We start from the raw sequence: 23609 nt of genomic DNA, 5'->3' as shown, positions 1-23609 counted from the left end.
CATCGACAAGCAAAGCCATGCTACGCCCGCCAGCCCCGGACTGGCAACGGCGCGATCCCTAACCCCGCGTCAGCGCCGAGGTCAGCGCCGACTTCGGCGGCCCCGGTTGGCCCGGTTGGCCCGGTTGGCCCGGTATAATTGCGCATGAACTCAAAAGCCACCGATTCGCGCACCGACAGCGCCCCCTTCTCGAACCTGCCGCTCTCTCCCGCCATGCAGGAGAACCTCGCACGGCTGGGTTACGCCTCGATGACACCCATCCAGCAGGCGTCCCTCCCCGATATGCTCGCCGGCCACGACCTCATTGCCCAGGCCAAGACCGGCAGCGGCAAGACCGCCGCGTTCTCGCTCGGCCTGCTCCAGCGCGTCGATGCCCGCGATTTCGCGGTGCAGGCCGCCGTGCTCTGTCCCACGCGAGAACTCGCCGAGCAGGTGGCGCAGGAAGTGCGACGCATCGCGCGCGCCGAGGACAACATCAAGATCCTGACGCTGTGCGGCGGCGCACCACTGCGTCCGCAGGCGGAAAGCCTCGCCCACGGCGCGCACGTGATCGTCGGCACGCCGGGGCGCATCATGGATCACCTCGAGCGCGGCACGCTCTCGCTCGCCGGCATCAAGACGCTGGTGCTCGACGAAGCCGATCGCATGCTCGACATGGGCTTTTTCGACGACATCGCCACGGTGGCACGTCAAACGCCCGCCTCGCGCCAGACACTGCTCTTCTCCGCCACCTACCCGGAGGGCATCGCGAAGCTCGCACAACGCCTGCTGCGCACGCCGCGCGAAATTCGCCTCACGGAGAAGCACGACGCCAGCAAGATTCGCCAACGCTTCTATGAAGTGCGCGAAGAGGAACGTCTGCACGCCGTGGGCCAGTTGCTCGATCATTTCCGGCCGGTCAGCACCATCGCGTTCTGTAATACGCGGGCGCAATGCCGCGATCTGACCGACGTGCTGCGCGCCGAAGGTTTTCACGCCCTGACGCTGCACGGCGAGCTGGAGCAGCGCGAGCGCGACCTCGTGCTGATCCAGTTCGCGAACCGCAGTTGCTCGGTGCTGGTCGCCACCGACGTGGCCGCTCGCGGGTTGGACATCACGCAACTCGAAGCCGTGATCAACGTCGATGTGACGCCCGACCCCGAGGTGTATGTGCACCGCATCGGCCGCACGGGCCGCGCCGACGAAGCGGGCTGGGCCTTCAGCCTGGCAAGCATGAACGAGATGGGCCGCGTGGGTAACCTCGAAGCGGCGCTGGGCCACGAAGTGCCGTGGCACAAGCTCGAGGAACTCACGCCGTCGGGCGGCGGGCACCTGTTGCCGCCAATGGTCACGCTCCAGATGCTGGGCGGCAAGAAAGACAAGATCCGTCCGGGCGACGTGCTCGGCGCCCTCACCGGCGAAGCCGGCTTTGCCGCCACCCAGATCGGAAAAATCAACGTTCTGGATAACTTCACGTATATTGCGGTGGAGCGAGACATCGCCCCGGTGGCGTTGCGCAAGTTGTCCGACGGCCGCGTCAAGGGCCGCAAGGTCAAGGTAAGATTCCTGCAGGATTAAGGGCGGGTCAGACCCCGGCGTCCGCCGCCGTTTTCGGATCGTCCCCTGCGCGCCGCGCGCGGCAAGGAGGCTGCAATGAGGTCACTGCGTACCCTGTGGTTCTCTCCCGTCGCGCGCCGTGCGCGATGCTCGGCACTCGCCGCGCTTGCCGCAGGCTGGCTGACGGCCTGCAGCACCCAGGGCGTGCCGCCCAACCCTGTCCTCACCGAAGACACGCTCGACGAGTACGCGATCGTCATCGTTGGCCTCGACACGCCACTGCAAAGTACCTGGGGGCCGTGGAATTACTCGGACTTCTCACAGACAGTGAATGGCATCGTCGGCGGCAAGGTCACGCGCACCCTCAACAGCAATCCGCCGACGCGTGGCTTCGTGGCCATGCGCGTCTCGCCGCTCATGCGCAACGAGCGCTTCGGTCCGATGGAATTCACGCCGGCCGACAAGAGTTATCGCTTTCGCTATTGCAAGGGCCGCAAGGTGCCGACGGTGCAGGTCCAGCGGGGCGATGTGATCTACGCGGGCACCCTGATGCTCGATAGCCACGACGGCAAGCTCTGGCTGCGCACCGAGTTCGACATGGCGGGCGCGCGGCGCTTCGTGCAGGCGAACTATCCGTCGTTGGCCGGCAAGCTCCAGCCGCAACCGTTTACCTATTTCGAAGTGAAGAGCGAGCCCGGCTGCCGGTGAGTCCTGCCGGCACGCTTACGGCTCGTCGATGTCCGTGCCCGGCGCCAGAACGATCTCGCGCCCTTCGCACAACGCCTCGGCTCGCGCGCTGAGTTCGCTGGCCACGTCCGCCAGATGCCGCCGCAGGGTGTCGGCAAGCACTGACTCGGGTTCGTGCGACGGCCGCAGCATCTCCACCGGAAACTCGATGGCCGGCGCCACGCGATACAGGCGCTGCGCCTGCTCATGGGCACTGGCCGCCGTGAATTGATCGAGCAGCGCGTAGCCCAGACCGTGCTCGACAAGCGCCGCCGCGAGCGAATAGGTCTGCACCATCACTTCGGCGTCCTGCAGCAACTCGGTCTGCTCCAGACGTTCGTTGATCAGGGCACCGAGCGGCGTGTCGTCGTGCAGCTTGATGAGATCGCGCCCGGCGAGCGCATCGGCACTGGCCGGCCCGCGTCGCGAGAGCTTCGGCCACGCCGCAGGCACCGCCAGCACAATATGCCCCTGCGCCACCGGACGGCTCACGATGCCGGCCGCCATCGGCGGGGCCGACACGATGCCCACATCGACCGACGAGGTGAGGATCGCCGTGATCATCTCGGTCGTATGGTGCGTAATGAGTTCGAAGACCACATCGGGATGCGCGCGCCGCATGCGCTCGATGGCGGCAGGCAACAGGCTCTGCGCAAGACTCGGTGTCGCGGCAATGCGCAGATGGCCCACGCCATGCTGGCGCAGATTGCGCGACGTGGTACGCAGGCGTTCCAGATCGCTGAAGATGCGTTCGACATCGGGATAGAGGCGACGCGCTTCGGCCGTCGGCACGAGCCGGCCCTTGACGCGGTCGAACAGCTTGAACCCGAGTTGCTGTTCGGCATGCTGCAACACGCGCGAGACGACGGGTTGCGAGACGTTGAGCAATTGCGCGGCGCCGCTGGCCGAGCCCGTCAGTACCACTGCGCGAAACGTCTCGATATGCCGCAATTTCATGCCTGACGTCGTCCCCGTGTCGCGGAAAGCGGATCGGCGGTGGTGCCGACCCTATAGCCAAAAGACATATGCTGCCTCAAATCCGCATAGGTTACCGAATTTTCTCGCCCTACACTGCGTAGCAAAGGTAGGGGGAAAACACGGCCGCGAGGCCTCGCTCTCCACGCCGAATATTTTCCCGCCTTGCATTCCCTGACGTTTTTGGTTGTCATTCATCGCTATGCATATTGGAGTCATCGGGGCGGGCATCGTGGGCCTCGCCAGCGCGTATGAACTGCTGCGCGCAGGCCATGCGGTCACGGTCATCGACGCCGGACGCGGTCCGGGTCTGGCGACAAGTTTCGCCAACGGTGGCCAACTGAGCTACGGGTACGTGTCGCCACTGGCCGCCCCCGGCGTACTTTCGCAGTTGCCCTCGCTGCTGTTCTCTCGCACCGGGCCGCTGCGCATCAAGCCGTCGTTCGATCCGGACTTCTGGCGCTGGTCGATCGCATTCGTCAAGCATTGCAATGCGCAGGCGAACGCCAGCTCCACATTGCGTTTGCTCTCGCTCGGCCTGCACAGCCGTGCGGTGATGCAGGAATTTCTGGCGCGGGAATCGGTGTCGTTCGATTACCGACTGAGCGGCAAGCTCGTGGTGTACCGCGATGCGGACAAGCTCGCCGCCGCCGAACGCTCGCTCGAACTGGCCAACGGACTCGGCTACACACAGCGACGGGTCGACGCCGCGACATGCGCCATGCTGGAGCCCGCCCTGGAGACGATCGCCGGTGAGCTGGCCGGCGGAATTCACACGCCGGGCGAAGGCACCGGGGACTGCCAGTCGTTATGCATGGAACTGGCGCGGATCGTCGGTGCGCACGCCGACGGCAAGCTGCTGTATGAACGCGAAGTGACCGGCTTCGATGTGCATGGCGGCACGGTGCGGTCGATTCGCACCCGCATGGGCGACGTGGCCGTCGATGCCTGTGTCGTCGCCAACGGCCTGGCGGCGATGCCGTTGCTGCACAAGGTCGGTGAGTCGGTGTCGCTTTACCCGCTCAAGGGCTACAGCCTGACGTATCGCCACGCCCCGGTCGACGCGCGCCCGCAGGTATCGGTGACGGACGCCGACAACAAGGTCGTCTACGCCAGCCTCGGCGAGCATCTGCGAGTGGCGGGCATGGCCGACCTCGTGGGGTACGACTATCGCATCGCGGCCCGGCGCATCCAGGCGCTGCGCACGCTCTCGGCGGCGTTGTTTCCCGCATTGGCCGGCGAGCGGGCCCCGCTGGAATGGACCGGTATGCGACCGGCCACGCCGCACGGCCGCCCGATCCTCCAGCGCGCGGATACGTTGGAGAATTTGTGGCTGAACGTTGGCCATGGCGGGTTGGGCTTCACGTTGTCGATGGGCGCGGCACGCGTGATTGCCGATGCCATCGGCGGCAAGCGTCCCGCGGTCGATCTGGCAGGGTTTGCCCGGCTGGCCGCGTGAATCGCGTTGATCGAACATAGCCGGCCTCCCGGGTCGATCGCCGTCATGACACGGGGCGTTACGGGGTATTGCGGGGCGTCGTTTCCGTGGGGAACAGCGGAAGGACGTGTCGGGTTATACCAGTGTTTTTGGCAGTTGACATACCAACGGCGCGGACCACCGTGCCATTCACTTCCGATAGGACAGAGACCATGAAGAAGCTGTTTGCTCCCCTGCTGCTCGTCAGCGCCGCCGCCGCCCTGTTCGCGCACACCGCGAGCGCGCAGGAACTGACCGGCACGCTCAAGAAGATCAAGGACACCGGCGTGATCGCGCTCGGGGTGCGGGAGTCGTCGATTCCATTCTCGTACACGGACAACGCCGGCAAGACGATCGGCTACTCGCAGGAAATTGCGCTCAAGATCGTCGACGCCGTCAAGAAAGACCTGAACCTGCCGAACCTGAAGGTCACGGAAACGCCGATCACGTCGCAGAACCGTATCGCGCTGGTGCAGAACGGCACGATCGACCTGGAATGCGGCTCGACCACGCACACGTTCGAGCGCGAGAAGCAAGTCGGCTTCTCGCACAACATCTTCCTGTACTCGATCAAGATGATCGCCAAGTCGGGCTCGGGCATCACCGATCTGAACAGCCTGAAGGGCAAGACGATCGCGACGACCGCCGGCACGACTGCCGATCGGATTCTCTCGGGCAAGAAGGGTGAGGTCGGCTTCAACCTGATTCAGACGAAGGATCACTCGGACGGCTTCCTGACCGTCAAGCAAGGCCGCTCGGTGGCCTTCGTGATGGACGAGCCGCTGCTCTACGGCCAGCGCGCCGCCCTGTCGGCCGACGAAGCCAAGGGCTACGAAGTCGTCGGTCCGAACCTCCAGTTCGAAAACTATGCGTGCATGCTGCGCCACGATGATCCGGCGTTCACCAAGGTCGTGGACACGGTCATCGCCAACATGGAGAAGTCTGGCGAGATGGAGAAGCTGTACAACAAGTGGTTCATGGAACCGGTGCCGCCGAAGAACCAGAATATGCACTATCCGATGACGGCTGAGATGCGCGCCATGTTCAAGGATCCGATCACCAAGGCTTACGACTGATCCTGTCGGACGCCGTGCGGGGCGGGGCCACGGCCCCTGCCCCCGCGCGCGATCCCGATGCTTGCCGTTACCGTTGAATGATGCTCATCACCATGAACTCGCACGCCACGCTCGGCATCCTCGGCGGCATGGGCCCCGCCGCCGGCATCGATCTCTGCCGCAAGATCGTCGATCAACATCCGGCCCACCGCGATCAGGATCACATCCCGTTCATTCTCTACTCGGTGCCCCAGATCCCCGACCGCACCGAGGCGCTATTGCACGACGGCGCGTCACCACTCGACGGCATGCTCGACGGCGTTCACGCGCTGGAGCAGTCTGGCGTTGGCTGCATTGCCATTGCCTGCAACACGGCCCATGCCTGGCTTGACGCACTGCGTCATCGCACCCGGCTGCCCGTGCTCGATGTAGTCGAAGCCGTCGCGGGCGAACTGTCCCAATGCGTCGCCCCCGGCGCCCCCATCGGCCTGATGGCCACCGAAGGCACCCATCACGCCAACGTGTACCGGCCACGACTCGAAGCGCTGGGCTATCGGTTCGTTCAGGTTGCCGAACCGCTTGCGCACCAGGCGCTCGTGAACGAAGGCATCCGGCTCACCAAGGCCGGGGAGAGTCGTCGCGGCGGCGAGGCCCTCGCGATGGCGATGGAGACCCTGCTGGCAGCCGGCGCGCAACGCGTCATTCTCGGCTGTACGGAAATCCCGGTGGCGCTGGCCACCTGTGAAACACCGCTGGGCCGCTTCGGCCTGGACGCCTCGGCCGCCCTTGCCCGCGCCTGCATCGCCTGGTCGCTCGCGCACGAGACGCCCACGGGAAAATCACGCCAGTGAATGTCCCGATGTGCGGACGTGCCATTTGACGGGCATTTCCGAGGAAATACCGGCCACAAGCCAGCCGCCGCGCAGGAATAATCCCCGATTGCCTTGTCAGAAAAAAACCTACGTGAGAAAACGTGTGGAAAGCGGCATGAATCGGGGATTCCCGCTACCAAAATCGCTGGCGTCTTTAGCTATAATGGCCCACAATCCATCGGACACCTGCCGGACCAAGGTTCGGCCATGAGCGCGTTTGCCTGAACGGGGAAGCACATGGGTCGCAGCGCGCTCGACGTGATGCATGCACAGACAACAACAATGAGTTCAGATCGACTCCCCGCCGGCGTGTCCTTGGTCGAGCCTTCGACCCTGGCACCGGCAATCGCCGAGGCTCATGCCCCGGCGCCGGCCCCGGCATTGTCCCGGGCGCTGGTCGAGCTGACCGGCGGACTCTCGGCCCACGTTGCTGCCGACGGCCGTTTTCTTTTCATTGCCGAAGCCTCCCTGCGCTTGCTGGAATATTCGCGCGAGTACACCGACCACGCCACGCTCTTCGAGCTGACCGGCATCGAAGATGTGCCGACGCTGCAGGATGCCTTCTCCGCCGCCCAGATGCTCGGCCCCCAGCAGTGCACCGTGCGCCTGCTGCGTGGTCTGACGGACCGGGTCTGGATGCGTCTGCGTATTGCCCAGTACACGCCCCGTATCGCCGGGACGAGCGCAACGTTCGTTGTGCACGGCGAGGACATCACCGCCTTCAAGGAAAACGAAGCACGCCTGTCCGATCTGGCGGTGCGCGATGCGGTGACCGGGCTGGGGAATCGTCAGTACATTCATCAATGCATTACCGAAGCCATCCAGCACGCGCGTGAAGGCGGGCCGAACTTTGCCGTTGCCCTGCTCGACCTGGACGGCTTCAAGAAGGTCAACGACTCGCTCGGCCACGACGTGGGCGATCAGCTCCTGTGCGACGCCGGCCAACGGCTGATCGCGCAGATCCGCGAGACGGACATGGCCGCGCGCATGGGCGGCGACGAGTTCGTGCTCGTGCTGCCCGGCTGCGACGACGAACAGGCGCTCGGCGGCATCATGAAGCGCCTGCTCTCGGCGGTGCAGCAACCGTTCCAGATTGGCGACCAGTTGCTGCACCTCACCACGAGCATCGGCGTGTCGTTTTTTCCCCGCCATGGCGACTCGGCCGGCCTGCTCATCAAGCACGCCGACGCCGCCATGTACTGCGCGAAGGATCGCGGCCGTAACGGCCTGTTCGTCTATACGGACGATCTGGGCGACTTGCACCGCAAGGCGTTCTCGCTCGAATCGGCGATGTTCGAGGCGATTCACAATGGCGAATTCAGCCTGCACTACCAGCCGATCTGCGATCCGATCTCGCTGAACGTGAAGGGGGTCGAGGCGCTCATGCGCTGGCATCCCGCGCTCGGCCCGGTTTCACCGAACGAATTCATTCCGCTGGCCGAGGCCAATGGCCTGATCAACCTGCTGGGCGGCTGGGCGTTACGCGCCGCCTGCATGCAGCTCGCGCGCTGGGATCGCACCCGGCTCGACGGGCTGTACATGTCGGTCAACGTCTCGGCACAGCAATTTCACCATCCGTCGTTCCCGAGCCTGGTCTGGCAAGCGATTGCCGATTCGGGCGTGGAAGGGCACCGGCTGGTGCTCGAAATTACCGAGAGCGTACTGATGCGCGACCCGGAACAAGCCAATCTGGTGCTGCGCGAGTTGCAGACGCTGGGCGTGCGCTTCTCCGTCGACGATTTCGGCGCGGGTTACTCGAGCCTGGGATACCTCAAGCGTTTCCCACTCTCCGCGCTCAAGATCGACCGCAGCTTCGTGAAAGACATGCCCACGTCATCGAACGACCGCACGATTGTGACGGCGGTCCTGGGACTGGCGCGCGAGCTGGGTCTGTCGGCGGTCGCCGAAGGGGTCGAGACAGAAGAGCAACGGCAGATGCTGATCGAGCGCGGCTGCCATTCCATCCAGGGCTGGCTGGTGTCGAAGGCCTTGCCCGCGGGAGAACTGGAGGCGGCCTTTGCGAGCGGGCGTCTCACTGTGGATGCCGGCCACTGACCGGATAACCCGCTACCATGAGCCTGACCAAAGAAAAAACGCTCGAATTGCTGTGGCAGCGCCTGGCTGAGCGCGGCGAATTTCCGTCGCTGCAGCGCTCCGTCAGCGGCATCGTGAGCGCCATGCAAAGCGAGAACACCAGCACGGCCGACCTGGCGGCGTCGGTGCTCTCCGACTTCGCCCTCACCCAGAAAGTGATCCGCCTGGCCAACTCCGCCATGTATGCGCCGTTCGGCTGCAACGTGACGACGGTCTCGCGCGCCATCATGATTCTCGGTGTCGACACGATCGGCCACCTCGCCCTGAGCCTGAAGCTGCTCGAGGGTTTCGGCGAAGTCGCCGCACAGCGCGACGACATGGCCCGCGAACTTGCGCGCGCCACGCTCGCCGGGGCGTTCGCCCGCGACATCACCGCCAAGAATGGCATTCGTGACGGCGAGGAAGCCGTAGTCTGCACCTTGCTGCACCATGTCGCACGACTGCTCGTGACCTATTGCTTCCCGGCCGAATGGGCGGAAATCCAGACCCTCGCCGCAGCGCAAGGCATCAGCGACAGCGACGCCTGCGAACAGGTGCTCGCCATCTCGTTCCCGGAGTTGGCCGAAGCGGCGGCCCGCAAGTGGGGCTTGCCGGAGTCGATCGCGACGAGCATGCGTCCGATCGATCTGGAGGGCGACGCCCCGCTCTCGCATAGCGACTGGCTGTGTGCCGTGGCGAACATGTCCAACGAGATGGTGACGGAACTCACGCGCGGGGCCGACCCGGAGCGTCTGGCCGAGCTGGCGGAGCGCTATGCCGATCGTCTCGCGCTGGACGTGAAAGACGTGGTATCCGTGGGCGAGGAAATGGTGCGCGATACGAGCCACCAGGAATTCATCGCGATCAGCACCAAGGCATCGAGCACGCGCCAGCCGCCGGCGGGCAAGCCGCTGGACTCGGCGCGACGACTGGCGGACGGTCTCTCGGAAGTGCGGGCCGCCACGGGCGAGACCGACGCGGTCGGTCTGCTCAACCTGACGCTCGAAGCGATCATGCAGTCGCTGGGCTTCGCCAACTGCGCGGCCTTCGTGCGCGTGCCGGCGGGCAAGTCGTTCGAGCTGCGCTTCGGCATCGGTCGCGACGTGCAGCCTGTACTTGGCCTGTCGTTCCCCGAAGCCTTCGAGCCGGACGTCTTCCATCTGGCACTGACCAACGGTCGCGCGATTCTGATCGACAACGCCCGCGAACCGCGTATCGTGCCGCGTATTCCGATGTGGCACCGTGAGCATTTCGCGAACGTGAAGTCGTTCTTCCTGCTGCCAGTTCGCCAACGTAACCAGACCGTGGCGCTGCTTTACGGCGACTGGGGCGGCGCGCTGTGCGCGGGAGGCATCGGCGCGAAGGAGCTGGAATTCCTGCAGCACATGGGCAACGAGATCTCCAACAAGCTCGAGAGCGTTGCGCAGCAAAACGGCGGCGCGGGCAGTACCGCCAATCCCAGCGATATGCTCGCGCGCAAGGCCTCCGGCACGACCGGCACACACTGAGTCGCGCAGCCTCACGGCGTTGCGGCGGGGCGATATCCCGATATCGCGGTGTCGCCGAGATTCATACGTCAATTGCAATCTTTAGTATTGCGGATTCGATATGATCCTCGGCACCCGGCCGACGTGTGCCGCACAGCGCTGGACGATTTGCACGCGACCGCTCGCTTTCCACCCTCTCCCGCCAGTCACTCCCCCGCGACGTCTCGACCATACGGCATAAGGCTTTCCGGGAAGTCGCCCGCTGCGGCGCCAACCGGCGTACCCTGTCACGATTCCTCAATTTTTCCCCATGACGCCCGCTCGGGGGTCGATCACGACGCATCCCCGACCGTCCGCTCTGCTTTTTGACGGCACTCGCTGCGCCTCGGTAAAAAATTTACGCTCGGTTCCACCATGTAAATCGATTCGTACCGTCGGACCAGGAGAAGACATGACGCAATCTGCTGCTGCACCGGTGCATCCGGTCGACGAGCGCCTGCCGCTCCCCAAGTTGTTCACGCTGGGACTGCAACACGTGCTGGTGATGTATGCGGGGGCAGTGGCGGTACCGTTGATCGTCGGCGGTGCGCTCCAAATGTCGGTCGATCAGGTCGCGTTTCTGATCAACGCCGATCTGTTCGCCTGCGGGATCGCGACCTTGATCCAGACGCTCGGCCTCTGGATCTTCGGCTTGCGTCTGCCCATCATGATGGGGGTGACGTTTACCGCCGTTACGCCGATGATCGCCATAGGCACGAATCCCGATCTCGGGTTGCTCGATATCTATGGCGCGACCATTGCCTCGGGTCTGATCGGCATTCTGATCGCGCCGCTCATCGGCAAGCTGTTGCGGCTCTTCCCGCCGGTGGTGACCGGGACCGTGATCACCGTGATCGGCATCTCGCTCATGGGCGTGGGCATCAACTGGGCAGCGGGCGGCTTCGGCAATCCCGACTACGGCAACCCGCTCTATCTGGGCGTATCGTTCGCCGTGCTTCTGTGCATTCTGTTCATCACCAAGTACGTGCGCGGCTTCTTTGCCAACATTGCGGTGCTGCTGGGCATTCTGTTCGGCACGATCGTGGCAATGGCGCTGGGCAAGGTGTCGTTTGCAGGCGTATCCGACGCGCCGTGGTTCGGCTTCGTCATGCCGTTCCATTTCGGCGTGCCGCGCTTCGATCCGGTTGCCATTGCGACGATGACGCTGGTCATGCTCGTGACGTTCATCGAATCGACCGGCATGTTCCTGGCGGTGGGCGACATTGTCGGCCGTCCGGTCGACAGGAAGACGCTGGTGCGCGGCTTGCGCGTCGACGGGTTGGGCACGATGATCGGCGGCATCTTCAACACCTTCCCCTACACCTCGTTTTCGCAGAACGTGGGGTTGGTCGGCGTGACCGGTGTGAAGAGCCGCTGGGTGTGTGCCATGGGGGGCCTGATCCTGATCGCGCTGGGCTTGTTTCCGAAGGTGGCGCACGTGGTGGCGTCGGTGCCGCAGTTCGTGCTGGGGGGCGCGGGCATCGTGATGTTCGGCATGGTGACGGCCACGGGGGTGAAGATTCTCTCGACGGTGGACCTGTCGAAGAATCGTTACAACCTGTACATCATCGCGATCAGTATTGGCGTGGGGATGATTCCTGTGGCGTCGGACAAGTTCTTCATGAAACTGCCGCATGCGCTCGCTCCGTTCTTCCACAGCGGCATTCTGCTCGCGTCGATCAGCGCGGTGCTGCTCAACGCGCACTTCAACGGCTTGCGCAGCGAAGCCGAAGCGAGCGCCCTCGCGCAAGCGGCCGGCAAGCAGGCCGACGCCGCGCATTGAGCAATGGCATGACATCCGTCGGCGCGCGACGGCGACGGATGACGTGTCGTTGGGGAGAGCATCCACGCCGAAGAACGCCCCCAGGCGCAGCGCCGTATCGACGGTAATCGCACGCTTGCCCAGGACAATTTCGTTGATGCGGCGAGGCGGCACGTCAATGGCCCTCGCCAGCGCATATTGAGAAAGCCCCATCGGGCCCAGCCAGTCCTGCGCGAGAATTTCGCCCGGCGTTGCCAGTGGTACTTGTCGGGTCATTTTCGGCCTCCGTCGACCTGTAGCATGCACCAGCGCCTCACCCGGCATCCGTTGAATAACAACGCCATATCTCTGCATTTGAAATTTTCGATCACAATTAATAACGCATGGCAGGGGGCCGAAGACGCCTCATCCTATCGAAATCACCTTAGTGAAAGTTCCGACTCGAGATCGCGAGTTCGCCGAGCATCGACGAGAGATCGACCAGACGATGTGCTACCAGATGGGTCACTCGCTCCTCGCGTTGCCATACCCCCTCCACCCCCAACAACGATGACGCGAGCAACGCCGTGCGCTGCGATTCGACCAGATCGGGCCAGACAATCACGTTGATGACGCCCGTTTCGTCTTCCAGCGAGACGAAGACCGTGCCATTGGCCGTGCCCGGGCGCTGCCGTCCCGTCACAATGCCCGCCGTGCGCACCCGGCGCCCGTGCACGCCCTCGGTCTGTAAATCCCTCGCCGTTCGCACCCGCATCCGGGTGAGCGTCTCGCGTAACAGCAGCAGCGGGTGACGCCGCAGCGTCAGCCCCGTGCTCGCGTAATCGGCCACGATGCCCTGCCCCTCGGCCATCGGCGGCAGCGCCACCTGCTCGTCGGCACTGCCCGGCACCGCGTCGCGCAAGACCGTCGCCCCCAGCAACGGCGTGGGTGGCTGCCATGCGGCGACCGCCCAGCGCGCCTGCCGCCGACCGCCGAGCAACGCCGACAGCGCGTCGGCAGCCGCCAGGGCGTCGAGATCCCGACGTGACAACGCAGCCCGCGCGGTCAGATCGTCGATGTCCGTAAACGGCCGCTGCCGACGCGCACGCTCGATCGCGTGGGCCCCGTCGTCGGACAAGCCCTTGACCAGCGACAGCCCCAGCCGCACCGCCGGCCGGCGGGCATTGCCGTACCGCCCGATGCGCGCCTCGGGACGCGACTCGACATCGCTCACGCAAACGTCCACCGCGCGCACCTCGACATGATGTCGTCGCGCATCCTGCACCAACTGCGACGCCGAATAGAATCCCATCGGCAAACTGTTGAGCAACCCGCACAGGAACATCTCCGGGGCATGACACTTGAGCCACGCACTCGCATAGGCGAGCAGTGCGAAGCTTGCCGCATGACTCTCCGGAAAACCGTACTCGCCAAAGCCCTCGATCTGGCGGCAGATGGCCTCGGCAAACTCGCGCGGATAGCCGTTTTTCAGCATCCCGTCGATAATGCGGGTCTGGAATTTCTCGAGCCCGCCCTTGCGTTTCCAGGCCGCCATCGAACGACGCAACTGATCGGCATCGCCGGCCGAGAAATCGGCGGCGATCATCGCGATCTGCATCACCTGCTCCTGAAAGATCGGCACGCCCAGCGTGCGCTCGAGCGCCGCCTTGATCTCCTCGCGCGGATAGACCACGTCCTCCTTGCCCTGCTTGCGACGCAGATACGGATGCACCATCCCGCCCTGAATCGGCCCCGGCCGCACGATCGCCACCTCGATCACCAGGTCGTAGAACTTGTCCGGCCTCAAGCGCGGCAACATGCTCATTTGCGCGCGCGACTCGATCTGGAAGACACCGACGGTATCAGCGCGACGAATCATGCCGTACGTCGCCGGATCGTCGCGCGGAATGTCCGCCAGCGAGATCAGCTCGCCGCGCCATTCCCCCAGCAGATCGAGCGTGCGGCGCAACGCGCTCAGCATGCCGAGCGCCAGCACATCGACCTTGAGCAGCTTGAGCGTCTCGATATCATCCTTGTCCCACTGAATGACGTAACGCTTCTCCATCGCCGCCGGCGCAATCGGCACCAGACGCGAGAGCTTGTCGCGCGAAATCACGAAACCGCCCACGTGCTGCGACAAATGCCGGGGAAAGCCAATCAGCCGGGCGACCAGATCGGCCCATAGCCGTGTGGTCGGGGCGTCGGGCGACAGCCCTTGTGCCGCCATGCGCGCGAGCAGATTCTCACGACCGTCCCACCATTGCTGACTCTGCGCGACCTGCTCGACAATCGACAGATCGATGCCCAGCGCCCGCCCCGTGTCGCGCACCGCACTGCGCATGCGATACGAAATCACCGTCGCGGCCAGCGCCGCCCGGTCGGTGCCGTACTTGTCGTAGATGTACTGGATCACCTCTTCACGCCGCTGATGCTCGAAGTCCACATCGATATCGGGCGGCTCGTTGCGCTCCTTCGACAGAAAACGCCCGAACAGCACCTGCACCTCGTCAGGATTGACCGCCGTGATTCCCAGGCAATAGCACACCGCCGAGTTGGCCGCCGACCCGCGCCCCTGGCACAGGATGTTCTGGCTGCGGGCGAAACGCACGATGTCGTAGACCGTCAGGAAATACGGCTCGTACGCCAGTTCCCGGATCAGCGTCAGTTCGCTTTCGATGAGACGACGCACCTTCTGCGGTACCCCGTTCGGATAGCGCCGCGCCGCGCCGGCCTCGACTTCCTGATGCAAATACGTCACCGGCGTATGCCCGGCGGGCACCAGTTCCTCCGGATACTCGTAACGCAGGCTGCGCAGATCGAAATGGCAACGCGAGGCGATCGCGACCGTTTGCGCCAAGGCGTCCGGCGGATAGAGCCACGCGAGCCGCAACCGCGTGCGTAGATGCTGCTCCGCATTGGCGGCGAGCGCCAATCCGCAAGCCTGCACCGGCTTGCCCAGTCCAATGGCGGTGAGCGTGTCCTGCAACGGCTTGCGCGAGCGCACATGCATGAGGACATGGCCGGTGGCGACGAGCGGCACGTCGCACTCGGCGGAGATCGCCCGCAGCCGGGCCAGATGCGCATCGTCGTCGGCTCGGTGATGGCGTTCGAGCGCGAGCCACACGCGTCCTTCGCCGAACGTCTGCGCCGCCCAGCGGGTTTGGGCCAGCGTGCGCTCGGGACTCGCGCCGGTCTCCGGCACCAGGATCATCAGGCACCCCGGCAGACCCCGCAGATGCGCCTGCCCGGTTGCCGGCGCGCTGAAGTCTCGCGCATGCAAACGATAACCGCGCTTCGGACCGCGCATGCGACCGAGTGTGATCATCTCGGAAAGATTGCCGTAGCCTTCGCGGTGCTGCGCAAGCGCGACCAGATGCACACTGCCCAGCGCGGCTGCGCTGTCCTCGGGCGTCAGACGAAACTCGCTGCCCACGATCAACGACACCGACGGATGCTGCACCGCCTCGGCCAGTGCGCGAACGACACCCGCCAGCGAGCACTCGTCGGTAATCGCCAGCGCGGTGTAGCCCAGGTGCGCGGCCCGCGCGATCAGTTCCTCCGGATGCGACGCGCCACGCTGGAACGAGAAATTCGACAGGCAGTGCAGTTCGGCATAGGCAGGCAGGCTGCCGTCGTCGGCGGCACGCGGATCGGGGGGCGCCGACGGATCGGCGCCGGCCGCGTCGGCACGCTCGTCATTGGCGGCCAGCCCTTCGGTCGGGCCTTGCCACGGCAGGAAATCGTCGAAATTCATCGCACAGTGGACCCGCCGGACTCAGCCGAACAGGCCATGCAAGTACCACGCGGCATCCGCCCCATTCACGGGCCGCTCGCGAAACACCCACAGCAACGCCCCCGTGATATCGGCCGCAATGAAGTAATCGCGCGTGACGGTGCCCGGCTCCCACCAGCCGGCTTCGATACGCTCAGGACCGCTCATCAATTGTAGCGGCCCCTGCCGCCACGGGCGCTCCTGACGCACGCCGAGGCGTTGCGGCGTATCGAGCAGCCACGCCGGGCGCGGCGGCAACAGGGACTCGCCATCGGACCGATGACGGACCGCGCCGGACATCGTGCCGTGGGAGGCATGGGAAGGATTGCCGGACACCCCATACGGCACGCTGACGAATGCCGCCTCGGGCCGGTGATCGCCACGTACCTGCAAACGCCGCACGTGCTCGTCGCCCAGCCGCGCCGCCACGCGCTCCATCAGTTGCACAAAATCCTGCCGGGCGCGTCCCGGCTCCGGCAGGAGCGAGCCGCTTTGCGGAACGTGGGGCGCCGTCTGCGTGACATCGAGCCGCAACGTCAGCACCGGGGCCACCAGTGGCGAGCGGGCCAGCCGCTCCTTGCACAACGACAGCAAATGCGCGGGCGCCGCACTCGCTTCGGCAAGGCGGATGTCGAAACACGTCGGTGCCAGCGTTTGCCGCCCAAGCGGCTCATGCTCGAGCACCAGCGCGAGCGCGCGCGTGGCCAGTTGCCCGGCGGCCAGCCATCCCGTGAGTTGGGCGAGCAGACGGCGCAGACCGAAGAGCAGCACGTCTACGTCATGCGTGAGCGACGGCAGCGGCAGCACCGCTTCGAAATGGGGCGGGGCGCGATACCAGACGGGGGCTTCCGGCGTCTCGCCGTAGGCCCGGGAAAGCGCAGCGGGCAGTTCCGCACCGCAGCGGCGCCTCACGCCCGCCGCAGGCAGCGCGCGCAGTTCGCCCAACGTCGCACAGCCGATTTGCGCGAGCCAGTCGAGCCACGGCTGCGCCTCGGGCAACAAGGCGACCGAGCGGGAATCGAGGGATTGCGGCAGCGTCATCGGCGTCGGTGGCGTCGGTGGCCAGCGCGGCGGCTCACAAGGGGCGCCGGCACGCGCGAGCAGCGCCGCCGCGCTGGCCGTGGCGGCAAGGCCCAACGACGCCCGGTGCCCGAGCGCCTCGGCACTCTCAAACACCTGCGCCGCCAGCGATGCCAGACCGCCGAACAGGCGCAGGCTCGGTGCGACGTCGATCAGCACGCATTGTGGCGAGGCGATGGCAACGTCGGGGCCGAAGCGCAGCAAGGCCAGCGCCAGCGCTTCGAGCGCGACCGTCTCGGCCGCTTCGTCGCGATCGTGGAATCGTGCCTGCGGCAATAGCGCCAGCACGCCGCCACGGCGCATGCCGGGTTGCACGCCGGCGGCCTGCGCCGCCTCACTCGCCTGCCAGACACGCGACTGCGCCAGCACGACCGTCGTGTCGGTCAGCGTGTCAGCCGGTGTGAGCGGAGAGGCGATCTCGAGCGCCAGATAGGGCAGATGCAGGGCGATCCAGCAAGCCATGCGAGACTCCGGAAACAGAAACCAAAGGCACCGTGGACGGTGTGGACGAAGGTGCCGGACCAGGCCTGACAGGCCCCGGCCGCGCATCGTCGGCCGCGCCCGTCACCGGTTGCGAGACATGCGCATACGGCGCGGGCAACGTCAGCCAGAGCGGTTCGAGACGGGGTGGGCCCCGCCGCTTGTGAAACTGCACGCCGAGGCGACTCCCCGGCCCAACGGCAAGCCCCAATCGCAACGGTGCCGCCGAGGCGGTCGCGGCGGCGGCGGGCCCTCGCACCACCCAGGTCAGCGTCTCGCCGCCACCGGCCGCGACCTGAAGCCGCCGGATCTGCTCGGGCGTCGCGGCCGGAAGCCAGGTGAGCACCGCCCCGCAGCACGCGCTTTTGAGGGCCTGCTCGGCACACCAGAGCATGTCGCGATCCTCCGACTTCAGGCCGCGCGTGCCGCGCGCCCGAGGCGCCTGACGTGCCGGACTCACCGGACGCACCGGACGCATCACGACACTGAGCCAGCGCAGATCGATCCCCCATCCCGCCAGCGCCGGGGCATACGGCAGCATCGGCGGCGCAATCACCATCACCGGCTGGCCCGCCTGCGTGAGATCGCGTAGCGCCGGGGCCAGCAACCGCCATTCACCGATTCCCGGGCGCTCGCTCAGCAACTCCGTCACCGCGCCATGCGGCCACCCAGCGCCGGGCAACTCGGCGTCAAGCACGGCAAAGCCGGTCGTGTGGCCAGCGCGGTGGCAATGCGCCAGTTCACTGGCGCGCCACAGCCCGGCAGGCAAAGAGGAAAGCGGCAGGGTCATCGCGCACCCAAAATACTGTATGAATGTACAGTATAGCAGTTCGTCCGCCACTGCCGTGATATCCGTAACCTTGCCGCCGCCATGATCGCGCTTGCGGGCAGGCGCCGGCCCGGCTACCGTTGGCGTCATCGACCGATCTCCTTTTCTCATGCCGCTGCCGACCACCGCCACCGCGCCCTTCTGTCCTTCCGAAGTCAAAGGCAGCATCGTCATCGACGCGCGCGAACCCCGCTGGATCAAACTCAAGCGTTTTGCCGGCCCGGGCCTGCTCGTCGCCATCGGCTATATGGACCCCGGCAACTGGGCGACGGATATCCAGGCCGGATCGCAATTCGGCTATTCACTGCTCTGGGTGGTGGCGCTCTCCAGCCTTGCCGCCATCTTTCTCCAGATGCTCGCTGCCCGGCTGGGACTGGTCGCCGGGCGCGACCTCGCGCAGGCGAGCTACGAGCGCTACGGGCGGGCGGGACGACTCGTCCAGTGGATCACCGCCGAGATCTCGATCGTCGCCTGCGATATCGCCGAAGTCCTGGGCTGTGCGCTCGCCTTCAAGCTGTTGCTGGGGGTGCCGATCGCCTGGGGGATCGTCCTCACCGCGCTCGACACGATGATCGTGCTCGGCCTGCAGGGCAAAGGCTTCCGTCAGATCGAAGCCATCGTCTTCGGCTTGATCGGCACGATGGCGCTGTGCTTCGTCGCGCAAGTGGCCATGGTGCCGCCCGATTGGCATGCGGTGGCCGCCGGTCTCATGCCGGGTGCGCCCAGCCACGACCGGCACGATGCCCTCGTGCTGGCGCTCGGCATCGTCGGCGCCACGATCATGCCGCACAATCTGTACCTGCATTCGTCGGTCGTGCAGACGCGGCGGGTGGTCGGCGGCAAACGCGGCGACGTGCGCGACACCCTCGCGCTGGTGCGCATCGACACATGGGTCTCGCTCGTGCTCGCCATGTGCGTGAATGCGGCCATTCTGATACTGGCGGGTTCGGCATTTCACGCCAGCGGCCAGACCAACGTCACCGATATCGAGCAGGCATATCGGCTCATCACACCGCTTGCGGGCGGCGCCGCGGCCTTCCTGTTCGGCATCGCCCTGCTTGCGTCGGGACAAAGTTCCACGCTCACCGGGACCATCGCCGGGCAGGTCATCATGGACGGCTTTCTGCACGCCCGGATCCCCTGCTATCAGCGTCGTCTGATCACGCGCGGGCTGGCGCTCGTGCCCGCGCTGATCGGCGTGCTGTGGCTCGGCGACGGCGCCGTGGGCAAGCTACTGGTGTGGAGTCAGGTGCTGCTCAGTCTGCAACTGCCGTTCGCCATGTGGCCGCTCATCCGCTCGGTGAGCGACCCGCGCGTGATGAACGGCAACACGCTCGGGCGTCCCGCACAGGTGCTCGCGTGGGGCCTCTTCGCGGTCATCACCGCCATCAACCTGCTGCTCATCGTCGGGCTGGACTGAGGTCGCGCAAACGGGGACGCGACGCGCGTCAGCGTCACCGTCGCCATGCCCGCCGGCTTTACAGCCCGAGTTCGGTCAATCCCGGATGATCGTCGGGACGGCGTCCCTGCGGCCAATGGAACAGGCGCTCGCCTTCGGTGATGCGCGAGTCGTTGATGCTGGCATGGCGCTCGGCCATGAGCCCTTGCGCGTCGAACGCCCAGTTTTCGTTGCCATATGAACGGAACCAACCGCCCGAATCGTCTCGCCATTCGTAAGCGAACCGCACCGCGATGCGATTCTCGGTAAACGCCCACAGTTCCTTGATCAGCCGGTAGTCGAGTTCGCGTTGCCATTTACGCGTCAGGAATTCGACGATCTGCTCACGGCCGCGCGGAAATTCGGCCCGATTGCGCCAGCGGCTGTCGACCGTATAGGCCAACGCAACCCGCGCAGGATCGCGCGAGTTCCAGCCGTCCTCGGCCATACGAATCTTCTGAATTGCAGTCTCACGCGTGAATGGCGGAAACGGCGGGCGGGCTTCACTGTCGGCCATGACAACACTCCTATCGAAAGTATGAGGGGAAAGCCGTGCGAGTGTATCGCCAAGCTGCGCTTGGCGCTTGGCGCAGGGGCGCGCACACCTCCGTCGGCGCACTAACACGACAATGCTGCATGCTAAGATCAGCACCCCTTACCAAATTCGAAAAAAGCAAAGCCAACCGAGCGGCAAGGGAACCAGATGCCCGTCACGGATCGATGCCACCGCGCCTCGCCCGCCGGGTAACAATACATACAGGGGTATCACCGTGCAGAAAAGCAAGTCCAGCATTGCGCTGCTCAGCGCCGTCATGCTCGCCGCCGGCGCGCTCGGCGGTTGCGCCACCGAAAGCTCGCGCACCTTGCAAGTCGCCAAGGTCGAAAGTGCCAGCCGTCCCTACGTCGGGGTGCGCACACCGATCGCCGTCGGCAAGTTCGACAACCGTTCCGCGTACATGCGTGGCGTTTTTTCCGATAATGTCGACCGCCTCGGCAGTCAGGCCAAGACCATCCTGATCACCCATCTGCAGCAGACCCACCGCTTCAACGTGCTCGACCGCGACAACATGGCCGAGATTCGTCAGGAAGCCGACATCAAGAAGACCCAGCAAACGCTCAAGGGCGCCGACTACGTGATCACCGGCGACGTCGTCGAATTCGGCCGCAAGGAAGTGGGCGACAAGCAACTCTTCGGCATTCTCGGCCGGGGCCGCGAGCAGATCGCCTACGCCAAGGTCAACCTGAACGTGGTCGATATCGCCACCTCGGAAGTCGTTTTCTCGAGCGGCGGTGCGGGAGAATTCGCGCTGTCCAATCGCGAAGTGATCGGCTTCGGCGGCACTGCGGGCTACGACTCGACGCTCAACGGCAAGGTCCTCGACCTCGCCATGCGCGAAGCCGTCAACAACCTGGTCGCAGGCATCGAGAGCGGTGCCTGGAAGCCCGGCAAGTAAACCCGAAACGCCTTGGTTGTCGCCTGCGCGGCGCATCGTTCTCGATGCGCCGGGCCTCGCACGTCACGTGCAGGCGGGGCGCGATGCCTTCGCCCGCCGCCTGCCTGTCAGGATCTCTATCGCCATGAATCGCAAGTTCTCATCCAGCCGTGCCGCCGCGCTGGCCATCCTCGGTGGCGCGCTGCTCACGGGCTGCGTCACGCCGCCCAAGCCCCTGTACGACTGGGAAAGCTATCAGCCGCAGGTCTACGAATACTTCAAGGGAGAATCGAAGGAAGCGCAGATCATCGCGCTCGAGCGCGATCTCGAGAAGATCAAGGCCGCCAATCGCGCCGTGCCGCCGGGCTATCACGCTCACCTGGGTCTGCTCTACGCATCGGTGGGCAAGTCCGACAAGATGGTCGAGGAATTCCAGACCGAGAAGCAATTGTTCCCCGAGTCGGCCGGTTACATCGACTTTCTCCTCAAGCACAAGACCCCGGAGGCCAAGCAATGATCGTTCGACTCTGCCAATGGATGACGGTAGCGGCGCTGGCCGCCCTCATGACCGGTTGTGCGGTTCATCAAGCCAAACCGTACGATTACACCGCGTTCAAGGAAAGCCGCCCGAAGTCGATTCTGGTGTTGCCGCCGCTGAACGACTCGCCCGACATCGATGCAACCTACAGTGTGCTCTCGCAGGTCACGGTGCCGCTGGGTGAGGCTGGCTACTATGTGATGCCCGTCGCCCTGGTCGACGAGTCGTTTCGCCAGAACGGCCTGACCGTGGCCGGCGACATCCATCAGGTCAGTCCGGCCAAGCTGCGCGAGATCTTCGGGGCCGACGCCGCGCTCTACCTCAAGATCACGCAGTACGGTACGAAGTACATGGTGCTCGACAGCGCCACGGTGGTGACGGTCTCGGCCGACCTCATCGATCTACGCAACGGTGCCAAGCTGTGGAGCGGGGTAGCCAGCGCGTCGAACAACGAGGGGAACAACAACAGCGGCGGCGGTCTGATCGGCATGCTGATCACGGCAGCGGTCAAGCAGATCGTGAACAGTGTGTCGAACGCCGGTTACACGGTCGCGGGCACCGCCAATGCGCGTCTGCTGTCGGCCGGGCATGCCAATGGGCTGCTCTATGGCCCACGGTCTCCGAAGTACGGCACCGACTGAGGCCACCGACTGAGGCCACCTCATGCGCCCCGGGACGAGGCGGTGGGTCGCTCACCGCGCGCCCCGGGCGGCACGCGTCTGTGCAGACGCCCGCTTGTCGCCTATAGTAATAGCGCATCATCTGGACCGATAGCGACACCGCGTCTCAATGCGGGACGACAACGTCTGACGGCACGCACGACCGATCGCGGCGCGTGCTCCGTCGGCCTGCACGCAACATTGGCAGGCTTCGTCCGGGAGTCATCATGGTCCGCCGCTTCACTTCCCCCGCCACGGCATTCCTTGCCACCGGCCTGCTCGCACTATCGTCGTTCGCCCACGCGGACCCGATGCATCTCTCCGATATCAAGAGCGCCAACGGCCAGCAACTCAGTGTCGACGAATTGCGTTCGCTCATGCCCGGCGCGCACATCACCAATCTCGCCAACAACGGCAGTACGCGCAAATGGATCAACGACACCAATGGGTCGCTCAATGCCACGAGCGACAACAAGGGCAGCGTCGGGTCGGGTAGCCGCGCGAACCAGGTCGCTCACGCCACCGGCACGTGGTCGGTCAACGACAACGGATCGTATTGCGTGAACCTCGAGTGGCGCGCGATGACCGAGAACTGGTGCCGCTTCATGTTCAAGGTCGGCGACAAGTACTACGGCGTGACCTCGCTCGCCAACGGCGCGGCGCTCGCCACCGAGTTCAGGATCGAGAAATAGACACGTTCCGCCGGGGTACGGCGAAAGCGAAGGACGAAAGGGCAGGACGTTAACGACAAAGCCCGCCAAAGTGGCGGGCTTGCACTCGCCAACCCCGAAACCGCAGGGATTGGCATCCGGACTCACGGTTGGGCGCCGTCGCACGCCATCGCATGGATGACGGGGATCGCCCGCTGTGACGACGACTTGCCTGATTGCGCCAGCGACGACCGTTCGTCCAGAAAGACTTACAACAACCTTGCTTAGTAACCGGCGGTTTCGAGCGCGCGGATACGATGTTCCAGTTCAATGATGTCCTTCGACTCAGCCAGGAACGCTTCGCGACGACGACGCTCAGCCGTTTCAAACCAAGTGTTCACGACTTCAAACAGGGCGGCAACCATGATGTTTCTCCAATTCATTTAGTGTGCTGCATCGCAGCAGTGCTTCGCATTGTATAGGGTTTTCCCGTTAAGGGTTAGCCCCTATTTGCGAAAAACATCAAAAATCTGCTAGAGGCTCACTTCGAATACAGTCAATTCATGAAAATTTTATTTAAAATCAATCACATATATAACTGTCGACGTGACGCAACACCCCGCTGCGGCATGCGGTCGCAGCGGTCGTATCAAAATTCTGGAAATAAAAAAAGGTTCATCGTGGATTACCGGGGAAAGCCGCGCGGATTTTGAGGAAGAAGTATTCCTCGTCGCGGTATCCATAGGCTC

General features: G+C 64.9%; 19 protein-coding genes and 1 pseudogene. 13 read left to right on the top strand and 7 right to left on the bottom strand.

Going from position 1 to position 23609, the window contains the following annotated elements:
* Positions 1–144 precede the first annotated feature (144 nt).
* Both dbpA and PSO31014_RS20900 read left to right on the top strand, forming a co-directional pair.
* Positions 145–1557: an ATP-dependent RNA helicase DbpA gene (gene dbpA / locus PSO31014_RS20905; RefSeq protein WP_150553371.1), complete on the top strand. Its 1413-nt coding sequence runs from the start codon at positions 145–147 to the stop codon at positions 1555–1557.
* Between the two features lie 75 nt (positions 1558–1632).
* On the top strand, positions 1633–2244 hold the full coding sequence (locus PSO31014_RS20900; protein ID WP_017231799.1) for a hypothetical protein: 612 nt from the start codon (positions 1633–1635) through the stop codon (positions 2242–2244).
* A 15-nt stretch (positions 2245–2259) separates the two neighbouring features.
* On the opposite strand, the gene PSO31014_RS20895 is transcribed toward PSO31014_RS20900, so the two are convergent.
* A complete protein-coding gene (locus tag PSO31014_RS20895; RefSeq protein WP_150553370.1) occupies positions 2260–3219 on the bottom strand; it encodes a LysR family transcriptional regulator in 960 nt (319 codons plus the stop codon).
* Positions 3220–3439: 220 nt separating this feature from the next.
* Between PSO31014_RS20895 and PSO31014_RS20890 the strand changes: the two genes are divergently transcribed.
* The 6 genes from PSO31014_RS20890 (at position 3440) to PSO31014_RS20865 (ending at position 12023) form a co-directional block, all read left to right on the top strand.
* Positions 3440–4696 (top strand): D-amino acid dehydrogenase, encoded by a 1257-nt coding sequence (locus PSO31014_RS20890; protein WP_150553369.1) that lies wholly within the window; start codon positions 3440–3442, stop codon positions 4694–4696.
* A gap of 191 nt (positions 4697–4887) precedes the next feature.
* Positions 4888–5790, top strand: coding sequence for a transporter substrate-binding domain-containing protein (locus PSO31014_RS20885; RefSeq protein ID WP_150553368.1), 903 nt, complete (start codon positions 4888–4890; stop codon positions 5788–5790).
* A gap of 77 nt (positions 5791–5867) precedes the next feature.
* Positions 5868–6620, top strand: coding sequence for a cysteate racemase (gene cuyB / locus PSO31014_RS20880; RefSeq protein ID WP_150553367.1), 753 nt, complete (start codon positions 5868–5870; stop codon positions 6618–6620).
* Between the two features lie 303 nt (positions 6621–6923).
* The gene (locus PSO31014_RS20875) at positions 6924–8696 is read left to right on the top strand and encodes a putative bifunctional diguanylate cyclase/phosphodiesterase (protein ID WP_174976610.1); all 1773 of its coding nucleotides are present in this window, start codon (positions 6924–6926) and stop codon (positions 8694–8696) included.
* 17 nt (positions 8697–8713) lie between these two features.
* A complete protein-coding gene (locus PSO31014_RS20870; RefSeq protein ID WP_150553365.1) occupies positions 8714–10222 on the top strand; it encodes an HDOD domain-containing protein in 1509 nt (502 codons plus the stop codon).
* A gap of 430 nt (positions 10223–10652) precedes the next feature.
* Entirely contained in the window at positions 10653–12023 is a 1371-nt protein-coding gene (locus PSO31014_RS20865) for a nucleobase:cation symporter-2 family protein (RefSeq protein ID WP_150553364.1), read from the top strand.
* Between the two features lie 57 nt (positions 12024–12080).
* Here the strand turns inward: PSO31014_RS20865 and PSO31014_RS20860 are convergent.
* The 4 genes and pseudogenes from PSO31014_RS20860 to imuA form a co-directional block, all read right to left on the bottom strand.
* Positions 12081–12278 (bottom strand): annotated as a pseudogene (locus tag PSO31014_RS20860) (HigA family addiction module antitoxin); the annotation flags it as partial.
* 148 nt (positions 12279–12426) lie between these two features.
* Positions 12427–15735, bottom strand: a complete 3309-nt coding sequence (locus tag PSO31014_RS20855) for an error-prone DNA polymerase (RefSeq protein WP_150553363.1) — start codon at positions 15733–15735, stop codon at positions 12427–12429.
* Between the two features lie 21 nt (positions 15736–15756).
* Positions 15757–17295: a Y-family DNA polymerase gene (locus PSO31014_RS20850; RefSeq protein WP_174976609.1), complete on the bottom strand. Its 1539-nt coding sequence runs from the start codon at positions 17293–17295 to the stop codon at positions 15757–15759.
* Positions 17225–18232: a translesion DNA synthesis-associated protein ImuA gene (gene imuA, locus PSO31014_RS20845; protein ID WP_174976608.1), complete on the bottom strand. Its 1008-nt coding sequence runs from the start codon at positions 18230–18232 to the stop codon at positions 17225–17227. Before imuA ends, PSO31014_RS20850 begins: the two co-directional genes overlap by 71 nt.
* A 19-nt stretch (positions 18233–18251) precedes the next feature.
* On the opposite strand from imuA, the gene PSO31014_RS20840 reads away from it, so the two are divergent.
* Positions 18252–19562, top strand: a complete 1311-nt coding sequence (locus PSO31014_RS20840; RefSeq protein ID WP_150553360.1) for an Nramp family divalent metal transporter — start codon at positions 18252–18254, stop codon at positions 19560–19562.
* Positions 19563–19620: 58 nt separating this feature from the next.
* Here the strand turns inward: PSO31014_RS20840 and PSO31014_RS20835 are convergent, their stop codons facing one another.
* Entirely contained in the window at positions 19621–20097 is a 477-nt protein-coding gene (locus tag PSO31014_RS20835) for a nuclear transport factor 2 family protein (RefSeq protein ID WP_150553359.1), read from the bottom strand.
* A gap of 295 nt (positions 20098–20392) precedes the next feature.
* Between PSO31014_RS20835 and PSO31014_RS20830 the strand changes: the two genes are divergently transcribed.
* The 4 genes from PSO31014_RS20830 to PSO31014_RS20815 all read left to right on the top strand — a co-directional run bounded on the left by PSO31014_RS20830 (position 20393) and on the right by PSO31014_RS20815 (position 22902).
* Positions 20393–21034 (top strand): CsgG/HfaB family protein, encoded by a 642-nt coding sequence (locus tag PSO31014_RS20830; protein WP_150553379.1) that lies wholly within the window; start codon positions 20393–20395, stop codon positions 21032–21034.
* A 124-nt stretch (positions 21035–21158) separates the two neighbouring features.
* Positions 21159–21530 (top strand): DUF4810 domain-containing protein, encoded by a 372-nt coding sequence (locus PSO31014_RS20825; protein ID WP_150553358.1) that lies wholly within the window; start codon positions 21159–21161, stop codon positions 21528–21530.
* A complete protein-coding gene (locus PSO31014_RS20820) occupies positions 21527–22192 on the top strand; it encodes a DUF799 domain-containing protein (protein WP_130026529.1) in 666 nt (221 codons plus the stop codon). The genes PSO31014_RS20825 and PSO31014_RS20820 overlap by 4 nt, the downstream gene beginning before the upstream one ends.
* Before the next feature lie 245 nt (positions 22193–22437).
* Positions 22438–22902: a DUF995 domain-containing protein gene (locus PSO31014_RS20815; protein WP_150553357.1), complete on the top strand. Its 465-nt coding sequence runs from the start codon at positions 22438–22440 to the stop codon at positions 22900–22902.
* A 242-nt stretch (positions 22903–23144) separates the two neighbouring features.
* Here the strand turns inward: PSO31014_RS20815 and PSO31014_RS20810 are convergent, their stop codons facing one another.
* Positions 23145–23285 (bottom strand): DUF3563 family protein, encoded by a 141-nt coding sequence (locus PSO31014_RS20810; protein WP_150553356.1) that lies wholly within the window; start codon positions 23283–23285, stop codon positions 23145–23147.
* Positions 23286–23609 lie beyond the last annotated feature (324 nt).

This window comes from Pandoraea soli (assembly GCF_902459595.1).
GTDB classification, from domain to species: Bacteria; Pseudomonadota; Gammaproteobacteria; order Burkholderiales; family Burkholderiaceae; genus Pandoraea; species Pandoraea cepalis.
Note: the sequence above shows the minus strand (reverse complement) of the source record. Positions and strands in the feature narration are given on the sequence as shown.

Bases quoted from the DNA above. Each gene is read 5' to 3' on its own strand.
- PSO31014_RS20850 (WP_174976609.1), bottom strand. From the start codon at position 17,295: ATGGCTTGCTGGATCGCCCTGCATCTGCCCTATCTGGCGCTCGAGATC.
- PSO31014_RS20890 (WP_150553369.1), top strand. From the start codon at position 3,440: ATGCATATTGGAGTCATCGGGGCGGGCATCGTGGGCCTCGCCAGCGCG.
- PSO31014_RS20840 (WP_150553360.1), top strand. From the start codon at position 18,252: ATGCCGCTGCCGACCACCGCCACCGCGCCCTTCTGTCCTTCCGAAGTC.
- PSO31014_RS20865 (WP_150553364.1), top strand. From the start codon at position 10,653: ATGACGCAATCTGCTGCTGCACCGGTGCATCCGGTCGACGAGCGCCTG.
- PSO31014_RS20815 (WP_150553357.1), top strand. From the start codon at position 22,438: ATGGTCCGCCGCTTCACTTCCCCCGCCACGGCATTCCTTGCCACCGGC.
- PSO31014_RS20895 (WP_150553370.1), bottom strand. From the start codon at position 3,219: ATGAAATTGCGGCATATCGAGACGTTTCGCGCAGTGGTACTGACGGGC.
- PSO31014_RS20855 (WP_150553363.1), bottom strand. From the start codon at position 15,735: ATGAATTTCGACGATTTCCTGCCGTGGCAAGGCCCGACCGAAGGGCTG.
- PSO31014_RS20825 (WP_150553358.1), top strand. From the start codon at position 21,159: ATGAATCGCAAGTTCTCATCCAGCCGTGCCGCCGCGCTGGCCATCCTC.
- PSO31014_RS20870 (WP_150553365.1), top strand. From the start codon at position 8,714: ATGAGCCTGACCAAAGAAAAAACGCTCGAATTGCTGTGGCAGCGCCTG.
- PSO31014_RS20900 (WP_017231799.1), top strand. From the start codon at position 1,633: ATGAGGTCACTGCGTACCCTGTGGTTCTCTCCCGTCGCGCGCCGTGCG.
- PSO31014_RS20885 (WP_150553368.1), top strand. From the start codon at position 4,888: ATGAAGAAGCTGTTTGCTCCCCTGCTGCTCGTCAGCGCCGCCGCCGCC.
- PSO31014_RS20875 (WP_174976610.1), top strand. From the start codon at position 6,924: ATGAGTTCAGATCGACTCCCCGCCGGCGTGTCCTTGGTCGAGCCTTCG.
- dbpA (WP_150553371.1), top strand. From the start codon at position 145: ATGAACTCAAAAGCCACCGATTCGCGCACCGACAGCGCCCCCTTCTCG.
- PSO31014_RS20820 (WP_130026529.1), top strand. From the start codon at position 21,527: ATGATCGTTCGACTCTGCCAATGGATGACGGTAGCGGCGCTGGCCGCC.
- PSO31014_RS20810 (WP_150553356.1), bottom strand. From the start codon at position 23,285: ATGGTTGCCGCCCTGTTTGAAGTCGTGAACACTTGGTTTGAAACGGCT.
- PSO31014_RS20830 (WP_150553379.1), top strand. From the start codon at position 20,393: ATGCTCGCCGCCGGCGCGCTCGGCGGTTGCGCCACCGAAAGCTCGCGC.
- imuA (WP_174976608.1), bottom strand. From the start codon at position 18,232: ATGACGCCAACGGTAGCCGGGCCGGCGCCTGCCCGCAAGCGCGATCAT.
- PSO31014_RS20835 (WP_150553359.1), bottom strand. From the start codon at position 20,097: ATGGCCGACAGTGAAGCCCGCCCGCCGTTTCCGCCATTCACGCGTGAG.
- cuyB (WP_150553367.1), top strand. From the start codon at position 5,868: ATGATGCTCATCACCATGAACTCGCACGCCACGCTCGGCATCCTCGGC.